Annotated in this window: 19 protein-coding genes; 5 read left to right on the top strand and 14 right to left on the bottom strand. The window is 38.6% G+C overall.

The window, feature by feature from the left end; translation table 11 throughout:
• Positions 1-13: 13 nt before the first annotated feature.
• The 8 genes from FZF08_RS05075 to FZF08_RS05040 form a co-directional block, all read right to left on the bottom strand.
• Positions 14-463 (bottom strand): DinB family protein, encoded by a 450-nt coding sequence (locus tag FZF08_RS05075; protein WP_159467558.1) that lies wholly within the window; start codon positions 461-463, stop codon positions 14-16.
• Positions 463-1,938: a class I SAM-dependent DNA methyltransferase gene (locus FZF08_RS05070; protein ID WP_159467557.1), complete on the bottom strand. Its 1,476-nt coding sequence runs from the start codon at positions 1,936-1,938 to the stop codon at positions 463-465. Before FZF08_RS05070 ends, FZF08_RS05075 begins: the two co-directional genes overlap by 1 nt.
• An 81-nt stretch (positions 1,939-2,019) precedes the next feature.
• Positions 2,020-2,667 carry a hypothetical protein gene (locus FZF08_RS05065; RefSeq protein ID WP_229216418.1) on the bottom strand — a complete coding sequence of 216 codons (648 nt, stop codon included), beginning with the start codon at positions 2,665-2,667 and terminating at the stop codon, positions 2,020-2,022.
• On the bottom strand, positions 2,664-3,164 hold the full coding sequence (locus FZF08_RS05060) for a hypothetical protein (protein WP_159467555.1): 501 nt from the start codon (positions 3,162-3,164) through the stop codon (positions 2,664-2,666). Before FZF08_RS05060 ends, FZF08_RS05065 begins: the two co-directional genes overlap by 4 nt.
• A gap of 68 nt (positions 3,165-3,232) precedes the next feature.
• A complete protein-coding gene (locus tag FZF08_RS05055) occupies positions 3,233-4,249 on the bottom strand; it encodes a hypothetical protein (protein WP_159467554.1) in 1,017 nt (338 codons plus the stop codon).
• Between the two features lie 44 nt (positions 4,250-4,293).
• Positions 4,294-5,307, bottom strand: a complete 1,014-nt coding sequence (locus FZF08_RS05050; protein ID WP_159467553.1) for a hypothetical protein — start codon at positions 5,305-5,307, stop codon at positions 4,294-4,296.
• A 12-nt stretch (positions 5,308-5,319) separates the two neighbouring features.
• Positions 5,320-6,042, bottom strand: a complete 723-nt coding sequence (locus FZF08_RS05045) for a hypothetical protein (RefSeq protein WP_159467552.1) — start codon at positions 6,040-6,042, stop codon at positions 5,320-5,322.
• Positions 6,043-6,284: 242 nt separating this feature from the next.
• Positions 6,285-6,452: a LytTR family transcriptional regulator DNA-binding domain-containing protein gene (locus tag FZF08_RS05040; protein WP_159467551.1), complete on the bottom strand. Its 168-nt coding sequence runs from the start codon at positions 6,450-6,452 to the stop codon at positions 6,285-6,287.
• A gap of 175 nt (positions 6,453-6,627) precedes the next feature.
• Between FZF08_RS05040 and FZF08_RS05035 the strand changes: the two genes are divergently transcribed.
• Positions 6,628-7,548, top strand: a complete 921-nt coding sequence (locus tag FZF08_RS05035) for a sugar phosphate isomerase/epimerase (protein WP_159467550.1) — start codon at positions 6,628-6,630, stop codon at positions 7,546-7,548.
• Positions 7,549-7,607: 59 nt separating this feature from the next.
• Here the strand turns inward: FZF08_RS05035 and FZF08_RS05030 are convergent, their stop codons facing one another.
• The 5 genes from FZF08_RS05030 to FZF08_RS05010 form a co-directional block, all read right to left on the bottom strand.
• On the bottom strand, positions 7,608-8,900 hold the full coding sequence (locus FZF08_RS05030) for a hypothetical protein (RefSeq protein ID WP_159467549.1): 1,293 nt from the start codon (positions 8,898-8,900) through the stop codon (positions 7,608-7,610).
• Positions 8,901-9,512: 612 nt separating this feature from the next.
• Positions 9,513-10,676, bottom strand: a complete 1,164-nt coding sequence (locus FZF08_RS05025) for an MFS transporter (protein ID WP_159467548.1) — start codon at positions 10,674-10,676, stop codon at positions 9,513-9,515.
• A gap of 327 nt (positions 10,677-11,003) precedes the next feature.
• Positions 11,004-11,423: a hypothetical protein gene (locus FZF08_RS05020; RefSeq protein WP_159467547.1), complete on the bottom strand. Its 420-nt coding sequence runs from the start codon at positions 11,421-11,423 to the stop codon at positions 11,004-11,006.
• A gap of 322 nt (positions 11,424-11,745) precedes the next feature.
• On the bottom strand, positions 11,746-12,627 hold the full coding sequence (locus FZF08_RS05015) for a bestrophin family protein (RefSeq protein ID WP_159467546.1): 882 nt from the start codon (positions 12,625-12,627) through the stop codon (positions 11,746-11,748).
• Positions 12,624-13,211 (bottom strand): 3'-5' exonuclease, encoded by a 588-nt coding sequence (locus FZF08_RS05010; protein ID WP_159467545.1) that lies wholly within the window; start codon positions 13,209-13,211, stop codon positions 12,624-12,626. The genes FZF08_RS05015 and FZF08_RS05010 overlap by 4 nt, the downstream gene beginning before the upstream one ends.
• A gap of 131 nt (positions 13,212-13,342) precedes the next feature.
• On the opposite strand from FZF08_RS05010, the gene nspC reads away from it, so the two are divergent.
• Positions 13,343-14,500 carry a carboxynorspermidine decarboxylase gene (nspC, locus tag FZF08_RS05005; protein ID WP_159467544.1) on the top strand — a complete coding sequence of 386 codons (1,158 nt, stop codon included), beginning with the start codon at positions 13,343-13,345 and terminating at the stop codon, positions 14,498-14,500.
• Between the two features lie 47 nt (positions 14,501-14,547).
• On the opposite strand, the gene FZF08_RS05000 is transcribed toward nspC, so the two are convergent.
• The gene (locus tag FZF08_RS05000) at positions 14,548-15,432 is read right to left on the bottom strand and encodes a PIG-L deacetylase family protein (RefSeq protein WP_159467543.1); all 885 of its coding nucleotides are present in this window, start codon (positions 15,430-15,432) and stop codon (positions 14,548-14,550) included.
• Between the two features lie 291 nt (positions 15,433-15,723).
• Between FZF08_RS05000 and FZF08_RS04995 the strand changes: the two genes are divergently transcribed.
• The 3 genes from FZF08_RS04995 to FZF08_RS04985 all read left to right on the top strand — a co-directional run bounded on the left by FZF08_RS04995 (position 15,724) and on the right by FZF08_RS04985 (position 21,119).
• Entirely contained in the window at positions 15,724-17,370 is a 1,647-nt protein-coding gene (locus FZF08_RS04995; protein ID WP_159467542.1) for a CTP synthase, read from the top strand.
• A gap of 96 nt (positions 17,371-17,466) precedes the next feature.
• Positions 17,467-19,290: a membrane protein insertase YidC gene (gene yidC / locus FZF08_RS04990; protein ID WP_159467541.1), complete on the top strand. Its 1,824-nt coding sequence runs from the start codon at positions 17,467-17,469 to the stop codon at positions 19,288-19,290.
• Positions 19,291-19,412: 122 nt separating this feature from the next.
• Positions 19,413-21,119 carry an ABC transporter substrate-binding protein gene (locus tag FZF08_RS04985; RefSeq protein WP_159467540.1) on the top strand — a complete coding sequence of 569 codons (1,707 nt, stop codon included), beginning with the start codon at positions 19,413-19,415 and terminating at the stop codon, positions 21,117-21,119.
• The last annotated feature ends 1 nt before the right edge of the window (position 21,120 follow it).

Below are 21,120 nucleotides of genomic sequence, written 5' to 3'. Positions count from 1 at the left end.
GTTATTCAAGTTGTCAGTATGTGACAAGTTGTTTCAAGTGGTGCTCAAGATGCCCGACATAATCTGTGATGTAAAAGTGAAGTGGCAATTTCTGGCCATCGCTACCAACTCCAAGGCGGTGCAGACTGTTTTCTGGAATCACGTCAATAATCGCTCCAAGATGCTGGTTGTAACTTTTCCAAAACTGAATTAAATCTGCTGTACTCAGATTTTGATAATGGCTGAGTTCATTCCATTTATTTTGGTCATAGAAAATGACTGGTTCATTTTCGTATTGAATTCTGATAAACCGTTGGTGATTGTTCGTCGCGCTATCAATTAAATGGCCAAGGATTTCTTTTTTGCTCCATTTTGATGGTGAGGATTTTGTAATGAAGTCGGTTTCTGAAATATTTTTCAGCAGATCAGGAATCGTTTGAATCAGGTATGTAAGTCTTTGAGATGCCTGCTGCACAGTTTCCATTATATACCAGTTATGACAAAATTTTCAACCACTTTTTTATTATACCCTTTATAACCGCCTTGGAAATCTCTGCCTGAAATAGCGATAAAATCGGCCATTCTTTGTGAATTTAACTGCGCTAATAAAAATTCATAATCACCGTCATATTTTATAAAATAACCCGAATAAACCGTGCAATCAGGATTTTCGTGTAAAACAAAGTTAGGGAACTTGTTCATAGGGGAGAAAATAATCTTCTTTCCAAAAGAAGAATCGAGTCCTTGCGCACGTCCGAATGCATACCACGCAACTGCATTTGGCTTACCGTTATCTCTTTTTAAAAGATCCTTTTTTATACTTAGCAAATATTTATAAGTCTTGGGATAATCTCGCGCGAGAGTCGCCTCAGGAATAATTTTGTGCTTTCCGTTTTTATCTTTTCCATAAGGAAAAATGATAAATTCATTCACCGGATCCGAAGAAGTTTTTAATTTGGATCCTTTAACAATTGGCTTGGTAAGTTCACTTTCAAGCCAGAAAACCTGCCCGCTTTTATTAATACACTGAACGAGATTTTCCTTTTTCTTTAAAATAGAAAACAGGAAAAGGCTATCGGAAAGTGTGGTAAGTCCAACTGAAATCTGACAAATTTTGCCCAGATTCTTCCCTTCAATATTTAGATTCTTTTCAACGGAAAGGTTCCAATGACTATTTTTATTGAGCTCTGAAAAAGATATTTCCCGTTTTTGATAGCTCAAATCATAATCGCTTAGCTCATAATGAAAAGTTTCCTGCGACTGCTTTCCGAAAATAGTGATCGCGGCATAAGTCCCTGTATTCCCAAAAATGCGAACAGAACGATAATTGGTAATTTGTCTGAGATTTTGCTGATCTGCAAAATAGGACCGAAGTGGTTTTCCGGTTTCGGAGCTTAAAAATGAGTTTGGTGTAATAAATCCGCAAATACCGTTGTCGGTCAATAGGGTGGAAGCTAACTGAAAAAATGCGACAAACGCATCGGTTGATCCTGATTTACAAAAGGAATATGACTTTTGAATAAATTGACGTTGTTGAGCAGAAAGATTCTGAATTCGAATGTAAGGAGGATTTCCAATGATCAGGTCAAATTTTTCATTACCGTCAATTTGCTGTAAAGCATCCAGATTTTGAAGTTGCCAGTCAACCTTTAAATTCAGTGAGTATACCAGTTCTTCAAGATTTTGTCTACAAAGATTTATGGCTTCCGGATCAATATCCCAACCATTTATATTTTCAAGATGTTGCTTTAAGTTTTCTTTGGGTGAATTTTCAATGATATAGCGTGCAATCGGAACTAGAAAACGACCATCGCCACAAGCGGGATCGAGAATAGAAATTTTGCTAAAATCAAGTTGGTGAAATCCAGAGTTATCAAGAATTTTTTCTACGATGAAAGCGGGAGTATAGATTTGCCCAAGCAGTTTTTTTTTTTCGTAAGTACGCGTTTTTGAGGCCATTTATTTTTATAAATCCTTTCTCATCTTGCTTTTTTTTGGAGTATTAAATAAATAATCCAGTCAAATATACATATATTTTGATTATCTCAAATGGCATACGCGAAAGCCTTTCAGGCCTCTTATGGTATCCGTAAGCACGGGAGATTCAATATCCTTTAACAAAATTTCATACGTATCTGCTTGAAATGTGAAAGTGCTTTGATCAAAGCGGATCCTATCGGTGCCTTTTGTAATTAAGGTTCCGACTTCACCATTAAGCAAAGCATGTTTGTCAATAAAACCTAAAAGAGAGGCAACAGTGCCTTCGCTTTCTGTTTGGTGAAATGAAATACAGAAATAATGCGAGGTTTTTGAACGTGCTTTATGTAGCTGAAACGCCGGAATGTTAAGGACGTAATCCGCGGAAAGATTTCCCGTTCGTCTTCTCATGGATTTGATATCCAGTGAAAAAGTATATTGGTCAGAGTGGATCAGGAAATCTTGTCCCCAATCCTGGCCGTCTGCTGCACCGAAAGATTTGACAGGTCTGGGAAGGTGATAAGTATCTGCAAAAACAATTTCTCCCAAACTCCCTGTGTACCGCATGATGCGGGTTTGGGAGAATCGCTCATTCTGGTTGTCCCAGACATTTGCAATTTTATGATGGCGGAGTGAAAATTCAACCAATTGGCGGGCATATTTCTTTTGCTCGTCAGTTACCGAGATTTGTATGTATAAGTTGGCACTCAAAACATTTTGCTCCACGCAAATCTGATGAGCAGTAAAGTTCCGACAAAACCAACAACGATATAGGCAAAAGGAACATAGGTAAACGCTACCAGATGAAGGCGGTCAAAGAACCACATGACTCCAATCAACGCCGCAATAAGGGTTAGAAATCCGGATAGTTTTCCAAAACCTGGAATGAGGGAGAATGGAATTTTTTGCTTGATGATCATTAATGTTATGGCCATTGAAATGATAGGCAAAAACTGTAAAACGATATTAGCCTGCCAAACGCTTTGACGTTCAAACAGGAAAAGATAAATATTTAATGTGACGGCAAAAATTCCGGGAACGCAAACTGCATACACGAGAATCGAATAAATTAGTCCCCAAAATTTAACATCACGACTTCCGGTTGCTACTTGTCCGACAACCCAAGCAATGCCCGGAAGTAAAATGAAATAAAGTGCTACTGGCCAGTAATTGGAAGAAACATTATTGAAAAGATCGTGAAGCGTCATTTTGTTAAAGTAAGAAGGGAAAAATAGGGAGGATTATCGCCCTTATTTTTCCCTTAGGTCAGTTTTTATTACAATGTCAAAAGAAAGCCAATAGTAAAGTTAGCGTCCCAGTCGAAAACAAATTCTTCACAACCTGTCGCGTCTGCTACGGCTTTGTAGATATTTACCCCCGCTTTTGACTTCGCATTAGTCAATTTTGTATAGTCTGACGGTGCGCTCAACACTGTATAACGTTCTTTGCCTTTTCGTACTTCCTTAGCCATTTCAAAAGGAACCCCGCCGATAATAAATGCTGTTTTGCGCAAATCGGAAGGGATTTGTTTCGATTTTGCACCCACTTCATCATAAACTTTTTTATCGTCCGTACCATCTTGAAAATACTTTGCGCCATAAGATTCAAGCGCCTTAATACCACTTCCTGCTATCCATGAAATTTTTGTATTTCCAGAGCCAATATCCACCACAAAAGCCTTATTCGCATAACCCGCAGGCAATACAGATTTCAGTCCCAACTGACCTTCTTGTTCCGGAGTAACCTGGTTTACCACATAACCAAGAGATTTTAATGCAGCTGTAATTTTGTTTGTCACCTCAGCTTTTGCAGCACCGGAACTTACGACGAAGTGAATATCTTTTTTACCAACGCCATAGTCCAGCATCGTTCCAATATATTTTTTCAAACCGATACGAACATCTTCATCCGTTGCCATATTTTCGGTTACAAGGCTATTTCCGAATTCGGATTTTTCCAGTTTCCACCGTTTTTCGCTATCAACTTTGATAATGAATGAGTTGAACCCACTCGCTCCAAGTTCAACCACACCTTTCAGTTTTCCGTCAACAGGTTCCGGAGCGGTATAGGCAAAGGACTTGTCAGGGATGTCCGATGCTGGGTTATCATTTGTCGCTTTGTCACTCGTTTCGCTACCTTCTTCCGGAGCGGAAGTCGTATCAACCTGACTTTTTTGATCTTTTGCTACTTTTTCCAGTGCTTGCTGACCTCCAAAATATTTATAGCCCACGAAGATGGCCGCGATAACGAGTGCGGTAATTAATAATCTTCCGGCAACAGTTAGTCTTTTCATTGTATGTTAAAAGGTAAATTGATAAATGTAATTTTAATAAAATGTTAATCCAGTAACCCACGATAACTGGAATCTTTAGGCGGATTAATGGAACGAGAAGGTTGATTCGGCGAATCAAGTTGTATCAACTTAAAATCTCCTTTGTTATAAGCTTCAAGCATCGCCTGCCCTTTATCTGATAACAATCCGTTTTGAACATCCACGCCGTTGATAAAGTCCATTGAAAGATCCATTGCTCGTTTCATTTCACCAAGTTTCAGGCTCATGTCGTCCTGAATATATTCCATTGATTCGTCAAAGTAGAATTTTTTATCAGGATTTCCTTTGAAAATACTTACCGCAGTGCGAAGCGCATTGGAGCTTTCTTTGACAATTCTGTACTCGGCTTCCTTAAGTTTTACTTTGATTTCCGTTTCTTTGATAATATAATCCGCGCTTTTATTCACTTTTTCCATGAATTCAAGAATGGTTTTCATATTACGCTGCAACGGAAACAGTTTTTCGTTCATTTCCTGCAAACCGGCTCCTTCGATTGTTGCCAGAGAAGCCGTTTCCTTCATACCGGGACGATCCGTCATTTGGCTTGCTTTGTTTGCTTCTGCAAATTTTTGCTTTATTTCTTCATTATTTTCAGTGATTTTCCTGTTTAGTTTTACCAGTTGTCCGGCCAGGATATTGATCTGTCCCTGCATTTTTTCACGTTTTTCTTTCAGATCATCAATGTAGATTTTCATGATCGCAATCGGATCCAGTTTGATGATCAGACCCGTGATGTTGCGCATCAGTGTTTTAAACAGAAAGAAGACTGCGGTGCGAACATCCTTACTTGTAAATAGAAAAACTACGACTGCCAGCAGGGCAAGTAAGAAACCAAGATACAATGTATTCTGGGTTACTTCGATTAGAAAAGCAGCCACCTTGTTCCAGTAATATAATACCGCAGCGCCTGCTGCTCCTAGAAAAAGCAAAGAAGTAATTCCCTCCGGCTTGCTCCAATATGATCGCTTGGAAGCATCTTCCTGCGAGCCGCCGATTTGAGTAAAGTCTGGTGATGCCATGGTTGAAGGTCCTTATTTTATGTATTGATTGATTTTGCTGAGATCTGAATTTATTTGCGAAACAAAACTTTGGTATGTTATCTCAAAGCTATCTTTGTTTGCGTTTATTTTGGCACTTTGTTCGGAGATCTCACCCGAAATTTGTCCCAAACGGTTTTTATTATCGTCTATCTTTTTTTGAAGATTTGCAATCTCCTGAATATAAGCATTATTATTATCTTCCAGTTTTTTTAATTCATCATTCAAAGAGCCAACTCTTTCTTTGACAGCACGTTCGACATCTTTCAGGAATGATTCACGGTCTTTTCCCAGAACAGAAAGATATTGATCTGCCGAAGTTTTTAGAATAGCATTGTCGGTAACTCCTCCCATGGCTTTGAAACTTGCCCAGGCAGCCTGAAACTGTTTTTCTTCTCCAAGTCCCAAACCTTCCATACTTCTCAGCGCCTGTTTATATTCAAAATAATCTGGGCCGGGCAGATTTGCTTTTTCAAGCAATTCCACAAAATGCTGTACAAATTTCCGGTCAACTTCTGCCGTTCCGGCTGCATTTTTTACCGTAGGAGAAGGGGTTGATTGTTCTGACGTCACAACATTTGCGTTCGCAGGGGCCACGTTGGTTGCGGGTTCACCGGCTGGCGAAGCCGGCGCCGGAGAAACTTGTGTAGGCTCTGTACTTTCGTTGATAAAAAAGCTCAGTATCTTCTTACCGATACCAGGTTCAGAATCTGCCATGTTTTTACTAATAGTTTAAATTTGAGTCCAAAAAAGATAAGCCGTAATGTCGATTATTCGCTGTTTTACTGCTTTCTTATGTCAATATTACTAAAATTCATGTGATTTATACATGCAGGATAGTTACAAATGGTAGCGGGGATTGATGACTGAATTTTTTACGTGATGAATTTTTAGGATATCCGAAATAACGGACCGCTTAAAGGATTTTTAGCCAATAGAATAAATACGATTTGACCGATTCAACTCTTGAACCATTTGCCAAAAGATTCTTCATAACTTGATCCGATAGGTATTTCTTCACCTGCCAGATTGATCATTTTATGCCGGACATTTTCAATCCGGCTAAATGGTACGATAATAGAACGATGGACCCGAACAAATTCCTGTTCCGGAAGTTTTTGCAACATGGCTTTTGCTGAAATTTACGAAACCGGAGGTTTACTAAAAACCTTTGCGGTATTTGCCGGGAATGTGTCGGTATTTCATGTGATTTGAAAGGATATCCTTACTTTCACATTTGAAAATGTCCTGAACATTTTTTGTTTTCACGACAGATGATTAAATATTCTAATCCCTTTTGTTATGCTTAAATTAGGTTTTAATAGTGCCATATTAGGTGATTTTGGTTTTGACCATGTAGTTAAGTTTGCCGGTAATCATGGCTTTTCCTGTATTGAAATGATGTGCTGGCCAGCTGGAAATGCTGATAACCGGCGTTATGCCGGAGTTACTCATATTGATGTAAATTCATTGACAGATCAAAAAGTTGCCGAAATACATTATGCGTTAAAAGAAGCTCAGGTGTTTATTTCTGCGTTAGGTTATTATCCAAATCCGATGGATCCGGATCCGGTTAAATCCGAGTTTTATCTTGAACATATCAAACAGGTTATTCGCGGGGCTGCCAAATTAAATATTCCGGTCGTTACAACTTTTATTGGGCGTGATCCTTCCAAAAGTATCAAAGAAAATCTTAAAACTTTTGCGGATGTATGGCCCGCAATTGTGAAAGTTGCTGAGGAAAATAATGTAAAACTCGCTATTGAAAACTGCCCGATGTTTTTTACGGACGATGAGTGGCCTGGAGGTAAAAATCTTGCGATAAGTCCTGCTGTTTGGGATATAATGTTTGAAAGAATTCCAAGCCCTATATTTGGTCTTAATTACGATCCTTCGCATATGATCTGGCAAATGATGGATGAAATAAAACCGATTTATGCGTACAAGGATCGTTTGCATCATGTACATTTAAAAGATGCAAAACTTTACAAAGACAAACTTGATAAAGTTGGGATTATGGCCAATCCGCTGGAATATCATTCTCCAAAATTGCCTGGACTAGGTGATGTAAACTGGCGGGGATTTTTTGCCGCACTTACAGATGTTCGTTATCGTGGACCTGTTGTTATCGAAGTTGAAGACAAAGCATATGAGGGAAATATCGAAGACGTTCAAAGTGCAATTCTTACCAGTCGGAATTACGTTAAGCAGTTTTTTGGATGAAATGAAAAGAGCTAACTGAAATCCGGTTAGCTCTTTTCGTATTTTCTTAGCTTGAAATATCAAGGCTTCCGTTTGTAAATCCGCACTCCTTCGATGTTTTCGATCAGAGAATAGTATGAATCGATATAGCTCTTGATTTGAGGAATACGGTTGTGCGGAGCAAGGATTTTGGCAAACGTAGAATAATCGTCCGGTCTGGTGACATCAACAAAAACCGATGGTTTGTTGTTTCTGAGATCGTTTAAGAAATCGGTTGTCCAGTAAGGGATTAATCTTGATTTTAAGGCAAAATGAAAACTGTGCGCATCGCGGTATCCCATGGGTCTTTGGGCCCTGACGTACAATTGATCCCGCCAGCCCCATACCACCACAGGTTCATCTGATCTCGAATTTTTTGTAATACTGGCGATTATTTTTTGATCCAGATTTGAATGAATGGCGACAAGATTTTTTTCTTTCAAAAATAAATTTTTGCCAGCTATAACGGTACTACTTATTAGAAAGCAAATCAGGCAATATTTTTGGACAATTACAGGCGACATTGAAATTATGATACCTGTAAAAAGATTAACCGGTATCCATAAATACAATTTATAATGTCCAAAAGAATTCCCTGACTGTAAAATGGCATACAGACAGACAGCAGTGTAAAGCAAAGAGAAAAAGAAGATTTTTTTCTGTTGTGCAGAAGTGGGAAGTCGCTTGGTAACATTAGCAATCACACCAATGGCGACGATAATTGTCACAACTAAAAAATACCATTTCGAATCATCGTAAAAATAGATAAACCTGAAAATCCTTACCAGGTTGAAACGGTCGCTAATTGGAATATCAGAGAATTGGGTTGTGTATGAGTAGTAGAAATAATTCCAGAAGTAATTGTTCCAAAAGATCATAAGACTTCCTTTTGAAAAGTAATACAAGTTGATCAGAACTGTTGGAAGAAATCCACCGGCAATAAGAATTACAATACTTTTCCATCGCTTGTGAATTAGTAATTCAATTAAAAGAGCAACGGAAAGAAAAATCCCCATGGGAACGTTTTGGAATTTTACGTAAACCAGACTTCCCATTACGAGACCAAATATCAGTATTCCATACCTGTTTTTCCATTGACCATAACAATAAGAAAAGTAAACATAGGTAGATGCTGTTAGCATCAAAACGCTTAACTGCTCCGAATTGTAGGCGGTGTAATCGGATACAAAAGTGGTGCCTATAAGTAAGCAAAAACCCCATATCAGAACAAGTGTGGTTTGTTTTGAAAGGAAAAGGTCAAAAATCTTATATAGAAAAAATGTTGTTGCCAGCCAAAAAATGAGCCCGACGCATTCAGAAACAACATAGCCCACATTGAGGCCGAGTTTAGAGACAGAATAAGGGGTAGAACTGTCAAAGGGCGGGAATCGGTGTAATTCAACAATGTCCAGAGCCAGGCGGAGTAGTGATTTACTGTATGCATTCCACTTAGCCAGGTGCTTGTATCGATATTGGACTCCGCTTCTTCCATATAAAAAAAGCGGATAAAAAAGGTCAAAATAAGGAGACCAAAAACATAAAATCCAGAATCTTTTGTTGCAATTGTTTTCGGTTTTAAATAGGATTCAGTAATGCAGTATGTGACGACTGATACTATTAAGAAAAGAATTACTTTAAAGTAAAAATTATATATCATAGAGGCCAAAAAGGAGGTTTCGTAAGATCAATTTAATCGAAATTAGATTAAGATCATACAAATAACAATACTTTTTATCTAATGGCATACACTGGTACTTATCAAAAAAATTCTATTTCATTAATTGGGTTTTATTTGTCTATCAAGAAATTTAAAAGTGGTTTTATGAATTTTTCAAAGTCTTCGATTAAATTCTCATCATTGGAAAATAAAAAAAGCCAGGATGACTAAGTCATAATCCTGGCTAATAAAAATGTACCAATCTATATTGAAACGTGTTTGAGCCAAATTATTGGATCAGTTTCGCTTTGGAAGATAAAAGTGTTGTACAGAATGCTAAAACAGCTACTACTGCAAATGAGTAACGAAGATCAGCCATCTGAGCTACAATCCCGATTAACGGAGGTCCGATTAGGAAACCAATGAAACTAATTGAAGAAACAGCTGCCAAAGCCATTCCAGCCGACATGGTGGTTGATCTTCCTGCTGCGCTATATACAAGCGGAACAACGGATGAAACACCAAAACCTACAAGTAATAAACCGAAAGTTGCGCTTGCCATATAAGGGAATAAAACTGCAATTCCCATACCACCTGCCATTAGTAATCCACTGATTTGAAGCATTTTCTTTCTTCCGATTTTATTTGCCAACCAGTCGCCTGCGAAACGGCCGCCTGTCATAGTTCCCATAAAGGCAACATACCCCATCGTTTTCATAGCTGCCGGAACTTTCACTACTTCCATGAAATAAACACCCGACCAGTCAAACATAGCTCCTTCACAAACCATCGCACAAAATCCGATCAGACCAAGCATTAAAAGATCACGATCAGGTTTTACAAACATAGGTTGCGCTTCACCTTCATTTTTTTCGCTGTCAGGCATTGTGTGTTTGTAGGCAGTGAATATGATTGCAAAAGCTACAACTGCGATAACCATGAAATGTATTTGTGGAGGAACATTTATTGAAATAAAGAAAGTACCAATCATCGCACTTAAAAACCCAGCCATGCTCCACAGTCCGTGAAATGAAGCCATGATCGATTTGCCATAAACCTGCTCTACAGCAACCGCCTGTGTATTTACTGCGATGTTACAGAGATTTCCCCAGAGCCCGAAAGAGAAAAGTACGATAACAAGTTGTTCTGTCCTGGTTGCAAAACCGATAAAGGTTAAGGTGATTGCATAAAGAATAGCTCCGATAAGAACCATTTTTTTGCTTCCGTACTTAGTAACCATCCATCCGGAAATTGGTAAACTTGCCATAAGTCCAAGTGGCAAGGCAAGCAGTACTGTTCCCAAACCGCCTTCTGTCAGATGCAGCATATTTTTGATATCCGGAATTCGGCTAGCCCATGCAGCGAAACTTAATCCCTGAACAAAGAAAAATGCAGCAACGGCCATCCGAAGATATTTTTTTGACTGCGAGGGTGCTAAAATTGAATATGACATAGGTATTAGAGTTGCTCTGTGATTTTCCAAAATGTTATTGAATAGAAAAAATATAACATTTCACAGAATTTGTTAATTTCTTTATAGTCTTAAATTGACCGGGCTTAAAAATAGGATTGCCTCTGGTTGATATAAAAACATTATCTGCTCAAATAACATTCCATTAATTTGTATTATTTCAATAATAATAAAAAGCAGTTATTGTACTAATTGAAGAATTTTATATTTTCATGAACGATTTTTCTCAAAAGTGCTCCTGAAATGAAAAAGGCATAAAAAAAGCCGGCGCTATAAGCACCAGCTTTTCAGTTTTTAGTTTGAAGTATTTTAGTCCACATTTAAGTAACCTAAGGTGTCACTTTTACTTTTTAGGTTTGCAACATCCTGAGAGCTGCTTCGTTCCGCTACATTGGGCGTTTTATAATTTCTTGGTGACATAAGCGGATTTATATCCACAGCCTCTTTTTTATAAGTCCTTGTTACAACCAAAGGTGTCGCTCTCGGGGCATACTTAGGCGTCGTGCTCACATAACGTGAGTTTTGCTGTTTGCTGTAAGATTCGATTGTATTGATATTGGAAACTACAATTCCGTCATTTTTTAAAGCTTTGGCCTTTGCAGCCTTATTCGGGTGTTTGTAATTGTGCGTTGACATTCCCGGATCAACAAGGGTGGATTGCGCCTTGGCCACGCCGGAAACGAAACCTGATATAATTATTGCAGCGGATATTAAGATTGACTTTCTCATGATATAGGATGTTTATTGGATTAATGAACAACAACCCCTTAGGATCAATCGCAAGAAACATCAAATTTTATACACTTCTAAATCACTTGAAAATGGTCATTTTTGATGAAAATCGAAAATTGCGTATTAAAATAGTGCAAAAATTTTGAGAAAGATGTAAAGCAGTTAATAATGTGTTTCAAAATAATATGTATTTGCAGAAAAAAATAAAAATTACCCGAATAATCGCGAAATATTATTCGGGTAAAAAATATTTAATTAACATAAATTTTAATCACTTTCTAATAATTAAGATTAAAATTGCATTAACATTACATTAAAATTACTTCAACAGCGCATTTGCCGAGAGCTGAATTCCTGCACAAATCCTGTCAATTGGTAAATCATTAGCATCTTCTCCAAAGGGATCTTCAATTTCTTCTGCAATAACCTCTAAACTTGCCAGGATATAAAACACAAACATGACAAACGGAATTACTAGAAAATGGAGGCTGAAAACGTAGCCAATTGGCAGCGTGATACAATAGATAAAAATAAATTTTTTGATAAACGAACTGTAAGATAATGGAATTGGCGTGTTTTTAATACGCTCACAAGCCCCACACACATTTGTGAAAGTTTCTAATTCGACATTTAATAAGATAAGATGTTCCGGCAGGATAAGGCCTTTTCGTTGCAGTTCAACTGATTTACTAAACAAAGCAGCTGCGATTTGATTTGGAATATGGTCTTCCAAATGCAAATCGGAAAGTTTGAATGTAGAGGTCTCAGTAAAACTTTCGGAAAGGAAATGGCCTCTTAAATGATTTTTAAATGCAAAAGCATAATTGGGAATCATGATCCGGAAAAATTCCCTTGCTTCCGCATTATCTTGATCAACCAGTGAATTTATTTTCAAAGCCAGATTTCGGCTGCAGTTCATCAGCGCGCCCCATTGTCTTCTACCTTCCCACCACCGGTCATAAGCCGTATTAGTTCTGAAAACCAGTAACATGGAAATCACAAAACCAAGCAAAGAATGCATCAGGGAAATGTTTTTCAGATCCGTATTTTCGCCAATGCGCCATACTTTAAGGATTAAGTAGGAAATGACAGTCGTGTATACCATGATGGTTAATATCAAGGGCATCAATTTTCTGACCGTATCCGCTTTTTGAAAATAGAATATATACCGAAACCATTCTTTGGGGTTGTAATCGATCATACCAGTTTTACCTTATCAATCAGTTTGAAGAATTCTTTAAAACAACGCGCTGTTAACTGGGCATCTTCCAGTGCATTATGCGTTTCGTCTTCTCTTTCAAAACCAAAATAACCGGAAACAGATCCAAGGCTTAACGAACGCGGAACGGATTGCCCGTTCTTTTCCAGAATTTTGAAAAATAAGTAGGAAACCGTGTGCAGGTCAATTTGTTTGTTGGAAAAAGACCAGTTTATTTTTTCCTTCCGATAGGCGAAACGTAGAAAATTAATATCGTACACAACACTTTGGCCGCAAATGATAACGTTTGAAAGGTTTGGTTTGCCGGAGTTTAGTTTTTTGATCCATTTTTCAAATTCCGGAATTACATCAAATATCATCGGAGCATCTTCCAGGTCGTCTATGGAAAGACCGTGCACTTCTTCTGATTTTGCGGTAAAGGCTTCTTCGTTTTCTGGGTATACATTTTGAAGGTAAGTCCCGAGCGAACGCCACTGATCATCAAAGAATTCCGCTCCGATTTGGATAATTTCATTCCAACCTGGCTCCGGCCCGGTCATTTCAATATCAAGCACAAGGAAGGACATAGTTCTATATTATTAATTTGAAATGAAAAACGTAAAATGCAATTTTCGCAAACCAATCTTTTACTTTTGTACGCAAATGTAAATAAACATTGCTTTCAGCTCATTGATTCATCGCTCATTTGTCTATAAAAATGCCAATCGATTACACAAATATCCCGTCTCCCTGTTTTATTTTAGAGGAGGAATTACTTAGAAAGAATCTTCAATTAATAGATCACGTCCAGAAATCTGCGGGCTGCAAGATTATTCTTGCCCTTAAAGGTTTTTCAATGTACAGTGCTTTTCCGATCGTAAAAGAATATTTAAGCGGTGCCACGGCCAGCTCATTAAATGAAGTAAAGCTGATCAACGATTTCATGGGATACCCGGCGCATACTTACATGCCAGCTTATCTTGACAGAGAATTCACAGAAATCATGGAACGCAGCAGTTTCATTACCTTCAATTCCTTCAGTCAGTGGGAACGTTTTAAGGAAAGGGTTTTCGATTTTAAAATTAAAAATCCTGAGCAAGCTTTGTCTTGCGGCATTCGTGTCAATCCGCAGTATTCCGAAGTGGAAACGGATATGTATAATCCGTGTGTTCCGGGTTCACGTTTGGGCGTCACGAGAGACAAATTGCCGGATACTTTGCCCGAAGGAATTGATGGAATTCATTTTCATTCCCTGTGTGAAAACGATTCTTATACCTTGGAAAGAACGCTGGAAGCGCTTGAAACGCGTTTTGCAGATTTGTTACATCAGGCAAAATGGCTGAATATGGGTGGAGGACATTTGATGACAAGAGAAGGTTATGACACAGAAAAGCTAATAGATCTAGTTCAGAAAATCCGCGAAAAATATAACATAGAAGTCATTCTTGAGCCCGGTTCTGCGATTGCATGGCGAACCGGTGAACTGGTGACGACCGTTCTAGATGTTATGGATAGTCAGGGAATTGATGTGGCCATTCTGGATACTTCCTTTGCGGCGCACATGCCTGATACTTTGGAAATGCCCTACAAGCCAGTTATCCGTGGAGCATATCAGGAAGCCCAATCCGGGAAACCGACATACCGAATGGGAGGGATGACTTGTCTTGCAGGGGACTTTATCGGAGATTATTCTTTTGACAAACCGTTAGAAATCGGGGATCAGATTATTTTTGAAGATATGATCCATTATACCATGGTAAAAACAACAACATTTAACGGCGTTAACCTTCCTTCCATTGGTATATGGCAAAAGGACGAGACTTTTAGATTAATCAGATCTTTCGGATACGAAAGTTTCAAAGATCGTTTATCATAAGAAAAACTGGCCTTACAGGTGTTAACATCATCTGTAAGGCCAGTTTATTATGGAAGCATTGGAAATAACTTTCTTATTTCTTCGGTTGTCGGCTGTTTTCCATATTCACAAATCTCAAAAACTTCGGCCTGCCTTACCAAATCAGCTTTTTCTTTTCCATACCATTTGTCCAGCGCAACTTTAATTTCCGGCGTTACAGCTGAGCGTTTCTCCATCGCAGCAAAAAGCCATTTTTTTCGTTCTAATGTATCCTTTGGAACATTTTCAAGATCCTGATTTGTCCATGGAAGCCATTCGTAAAACTGTGAAACGTGCGCGTCCAGTCCATTTACTTTTTTGGGTAAAACGGCAGTAATATCAATGGCAATATCAGACCGGAAAGGATTTGGTTTTTGGAAACGATCCCGGAAATATAGAAATACCGGATTCTTTCTAATTGCTGGTACGTCGCTGGCAATATTCGGAACGATGACCAGATAAGCAGCATCCTGAACAATCACCCCTGTGTTTCTATGGTCGGGATGATAATCATTTGTGCGTGGTGCTATGACAATATCAGCATTCCACTTTCTGATTTGCCTGATCACTTCCAGGCGATTTTCCAAAGTTGGAAACAATTCTCCATCGTTATTATGCAGCACTTCATATTCTATTCCAAAACGCTTTGCAGCTTCTTTGGCTTCTTTCAATCTTCGGTAATATAATTTTCCCTCACTCATGGTCTGATGTCCTTTGTCGCCGTTGGTCAGCGATACAAACTTTACTTTATGACCCATCGCAGAATACATGGTAGCGAGTCCGCCAGCTCCCAAATCACAATCATCCGGATGTGCTCCGAAAACAATGACACGAATAGGAGCCGGGGCTTGTGTTTGTCCGTAAAGGTTTGTTATCGATACAAGACCGAAAACAAGTAAAATGAATTTTTTCATAGATTATATTATGGTTAAAAGATGATTTAGGATATGCTAAAATAGTCATAATTATTTGTTCTTCGACGCGTTCAAAAAGTGTTTCAAATTGGAAAAGTTTTATTTTCAAGATGATAAATGCAGTAAAACGAATTCATGGAAATGTTCAAATAATAATTTTTTCATGCTTCATCTTAAAGACTTCCAATCCGTTACAGCCATGAATAGAAATATTTAAGAGGTAAACGGTGAAAATCTGCCTTTTTTGCTGTACTTTTGTATCCCGTAATCATAGAAAAAAAGCAAAGTCTTATGGCTTCCAAAGCACGAAAGACCGCTAAGTACATTTTCGTTACGGGCGGTGTTACATCTTCATTAGGTAAAGGGATAATAGCATCTTCTCTTGCTAAATTGCTGCAAGCCAGAGGGCTTTCAGTTACAATCCAAAAATTCGATCCATACATAAATATTGATCCGGGTACGATGAATCCTTACGAGCATGGCGAATGCTATGTAACGGATGATGGTGCTGAAACGGATCTTGATTTAGGTCATTACGAACGTTTTTTAAATGTCAGTACTTCTCAGGCAAATAACGTCACTACGGGAAGGGTTTATCATAACGTTATCACAGCAGAAAGACGCGGAGATTTCCTTGGGAAAACAGTTCAGGTTGTTCCTCACATCACTGATGAGTTGAAAAGAAATATGATGTTGCTGGGGCAAACTGGTGATTATGATATTGTTATCACGGAAATTGGAGGTTGTGTGGGTGATATTGAATCACTTCCTTTTTTAGAAGCTGTTCGTCAGATCAAGTTTGAGCTTGAACACCATGACACCTTAATTATTCATTTAACGCTTATTCCTTACCTGAATTCGGCTGGTGAATTGAAAACCAAGCCTACACAACATTCAGTAAGAATGTTGCAGGAATCGGGTATTCAGCCTGATATTCTGGTTTGCCGTACAGAACATCCATTGCCTATTGAACTTCGTAAAAAAATTGCGTTGTTCTGTAACGTTCAGGTCAATTCTGTGATTGAAGCAATGGACGCAGATACGATTTATGCTGTGCCGTTGTTAATGCTAAAAGAAAGACTTGACCAGCGTGCATTGTATATGCTTGACATATATAATGATAAAGATGTTGATCTTGATGCATGGAAAACTTTCTTATCGAGACTGAAAAACCCGATTGATGCCATTAAAATTGGTCTTGTTGGAAAATACGTTGAATTGCACGATGCTTACAAATCGATTGTAGAATCTTTTATTCACGCAGGTTCTGCCAATGAATGTAAAGTGACAATTGAATGGATTCATTCTGAAAGCCTTACCCCGGAAAATGTTGTAGAAAAACTGGCTGACCTGGACGGTGTTCTGGTTGCTCCGGGTTTTGGTGAAAGAGGTATTGATGGAAAAATTGAAGCGATTCAGTACGTTCGTGAAAACGGAATTCCTTTCTTTGGAATTTGTCTTGGTATGCAAATGGCGGTTATCGAGTATGGTCGTAACGTAGTCGGCCTAGAAGGCGCGCATTCCGTAGAAATGGATGCAACTACGGAACATCCTGTTATCAATTTGATGGAAGATCAGAAAGATGTTTCCAATAAAGGAGGTACGATGCGCCTTGGAGCATATCCTTGCCGTTTGAAAAAAGATTCTCTTGCCAACCGTATTTATGGAAAGCTTAATATTAAAGAACGTCACCGTCACCGTTACGAATTTAATAACAAATACCTGAAAGCTTTTGAAGACAAAGGTATGATGGCTACGGGTATCAATCCGGATAATAATCTGGTGGAAATGGTGGAATTGCCAGGACATCCTTTTTATGTTGGTGTACAGTTTCATCCTGAATTGAAAAGTACTGTGATGAATCCGCATCCGCTTTTCGTTAATTTCGTTAAGGCTGCGCTTACTTATTCACTTGAAAAGCGGGCAGTTATATCCTGATTTAATCTAATCCGGTAATCGGGAAAGTCAATCAGGAAAAACTTATTACCTTTGCCCTCCCGATGGGGCAATATCTTCAATAATTTTTAGTTTATAATGGATAAAAATTTTATAATCGGCTTAGTACTAATAATGCTAATGCTGGTAGGTTATCAGTTTCTGGTTCCAAAACCAGTTGAACCCGCGCCGATAGCCCAAGTAAATAGTGACTCTGCAAAGTCTGTAACGGTTAAAGGTGCGTTGGCATCAGATTCTACACAGTCCGTTGCGTCAGCTGGTGATACCTCAGTCGTAAAAATTGCCCCTCAGGATCTTGTTATTGAAACAACGGATTCTCGTATTGTTTTTACAAATAAGGGTGGGATTTTGAAAGAAGTGATGTTGAAAAAATACAAAACTTTTGACCAGAAACCCCTTTACCTTATTGTTGAAAACCACAATAAATTTCAAATCGAATTTCCTACCCCTGCGGGTAATGTGAATTTGGCTGAGCTGTTTTTCTCAACTACATCAAAAGGCCAGACTCTGGCTGCAAAAGATTCTGCTATTATTTCTTACCGTACCGATTTGGGTAAAGGGCAATTTGTAGAGCAGAATTATGTTGTCCACGGTTCGGGTTATGTTATTGACTACGGCATTAAGTCTAACAGTCTGGTTGCAGGAGATAAATCAATTCAGTTTGACTGGAAAAATGATCTTCTGAAGCTTGAAAATGACATGAATGAAAACCGCAAGGCGATCACGGTCAATTATTATACAGACGGTCTGCACAGTCTTTCGCAAAGCCCTACTGCCAACGAAGAAGCAAAAGCAGAAGAGCCTGTAAAATGGTTTACGATCAAACACAAGTATTTCCTTGCCGGTTTAATTTCTGAAAAACATCCTTTTACCAATGTTGATGTAAAAACATTAGTAAATGTTAATGATACAACGATCGTGAAAACGGCAAACGTTGCGGCTTCGATCCCGATGTCGGCAGTTCAGAAAAACGAAGCAAATTTCCAGTATTACATTGGTCCGAATGATTACCATATCGTGCAGACTGTTAAGGCTGAAAACTTTGATCAGAACGTATATCTGGGATATGCTTTTCTTAAACCGATCAACAAATTCTTCCTGGTTCCTTTGTTTAACTTCCTGGAAGGTTTTATTTCAAACTACGGTCTGTTGATTATCTGTCTTGTATTATTTGTAAAAACGTTGCTTACGCCACTTACTTACAAATCTTACATCAGCATGGCGAAGATGAAAATGCTTGCGCCTGAGCTGGAAGAACTTAAAGCGAAAAATCCTGATGATGCTGCAAAACAACAGCAGGATCAAATGAAATTGTATCAGGAAGTGGGCGTGAGTCCGCTGAGTGGCTGTATTCCAGTCCTCGCAACGATGCCGATCTTGTTTTCACTATTCTTTTTATTTCCGAATTTAATTGAGTTGAGGCAGCAGCATTTCCTATGGGCAAGCGATTTGTCGACCTATGATTCATTTATAAAACTTCCGGTTTCGCTTCCTTTTTATGGTAACCACGTAAGTTTGTTTACCATCATGATGACGATTTCCAGTATCGGATATGCTTACTATAACAACCAGATCACGCCAACGCAGCCTGGGCCGGTTAACATGAAAATGTTGAGCTATATCATGCCATTGATGTTTATGTTTGTTCTGAACTCGTTCCCGGCAGGTCTTACATTCTATTATTTTGTTTCCAACGTTGTTACAATCGGTCAGCAGTTGTTGATCAAAAAGTTTGTAAACGAAGATAAGATCAGAAATATTCTGGAAGAAAATCGCAAGAAAAACGCGAACGGAGAGAAGAAAGAAACCAAGTTCCAGAAATATCTTGCAAAGTCTCTTCAAGCTGCTGATGAAGCAAAAAAGAAACAAGCTGACCTGGAAAAACGTACGAAACGTAAGTAATATAGTTTTTTTACAAAAGGAAAGAGGGCAATGTTTCGGACGGAAACATTGCCCGTTTCTTTTTCCCTTAAAACGGTTTTCGTAATTTGACCCACCAAATTCAACAACGACTAAAAAGACCAATGAGAATTTTAATTCTTTTAATACTAATGATCAGTTCTGGTTTTGGCAATTCTTTATTTGCCCAGACTACCGAACTTAATGAAAATAAGTACAAAGCAGCCGTATCGGACTTGAAACAAGGTCGATATAGTATAGCTATTGAAAAATTTGCTCCCTTAACAACAACCAACATCCAGGCGCCGTATTCGCCTTATGCACATTATTACTATGCGTTATCCGCATTTCAGCTGAAAAGGTATAGAGAAAGCAAGCAAATGCTTCTTCAGCTTATAAGCCGCTATCCGGGTTGGAATAAGATAAATGATGCCTATTACTTATTAGGTGCTGACAATCTTGCAACTGAGCAATATAAGGAAGGACTTGGTTTTTTACAGCGAATTAAAGAATCGTCCTACAACAAGGATGTTCAGGGTTTGAAACAACATTATTTTGGTGAAATCCGGGATCTTGCGAAACTTAGAGACATTCAGAAACAATATCCGGAAGATCGGGATATTGCTATTGCTTTAATCCAATCCATTGAACGTTCTCCATCTTCAACACAAACGGATCTGATGCAGGCAAGTCAGCTTAGTGCCAGTTTCAAAGTAAGTGGAAAAGAGAAAGCGGAAAAAACGGCAGGGCCTGAAAAAAGTATTCCGAAACGTGAAAATCAATGGGAGAAAGGGTTTTTCAATGTAGCGGTTTTACTTCCTTTTCGTCTGGATGAATTTGGTAGTGCTAAAAAACGTACGAATCAGTTTGCTTATGATTATTATCTTGGCCTGGTTCAGGCAAAACAGCAGCTTGATACGGAAGGAATTAAAGTAAATCTAGTGGCATACGATGTAAGCAACGATGAAAAATCGATGAAAATGATTGTTGCCAATACTGATTTTCAGCAATCAGATCTTGTGATTGGTCCATTATATCCAAGCACATTTGAGATAGCAGCCAATTATGTTTCAGGTACAAATCTCTATATGTTGAATCCTCTTTCAACGGATGCTAATGTTGTAAAACATGGAGAAAATACTTTCTTGGCTCATCCCTCAATTCCTTTTCAGGTCCAAAAAGCTGCCGAATGGATGAAATCGATTGCTCCGGGGCCGTCCGCTGCCATTTATTACGGAGGAAGCGCGAAGGATTCCATGATGGCATTTTCCTATGCAAATGAATTTACATCCAAAGGTGGAAAGGTGATACAAATGCTGAAAATAATTCCGGAGCGTGAATGGATTCAAAATAAAGTTTCCTCGTTTGAAACCAGCAAACCTTCGCATGTGGCTCTTTTTGCATCGGATGGTAATTCAGGTGCGCTCATATTGGAAGTTTTGAATGACAGAAAATTAACTTCAACGCCAACTGTTGCTACATCGGCAAGTTTTAACGCGCAGCAATCCCGCCTTGGAAAATATGGCTCGAGGCTGTATTTAATTGAAACGGATCATGTTGACAGGGATAAGGAAAATGTTCGTGAGTTTCAGAAGGCTTACTGGTCACAAACAAATACATTTCCGTCAGCATACTCTTATCAAGGTTATGATCAGTTACTTTTCTTTGGCAGAATGTTGGCAAAATATAAAGATGGTTTGAAAAAAGGCCTGGAAATGAGGCGCTACGATGATGATTACCTTCTTTCGGGTTTTGACTTTACCAAATCGCGCGAAAACGAGATTTCTCCCATACTAAAATACAGCGGTACCAAATGGGTACCAGTCAGATAAT

The sequence above is a fragment of the Dyadobacter sp. 3J3 genome, assembly GCF_009801115.1.
Classification (GTDB): Bacteria; Bacteroidota; Bacteroidia; order Cytophagales; family Spirosomataceae; genus Dyadobacter.
Note: the sequence above shows the minus strand (reverse complement) of the source record. Positions and strands in the feature narration are given on the sequence as shown.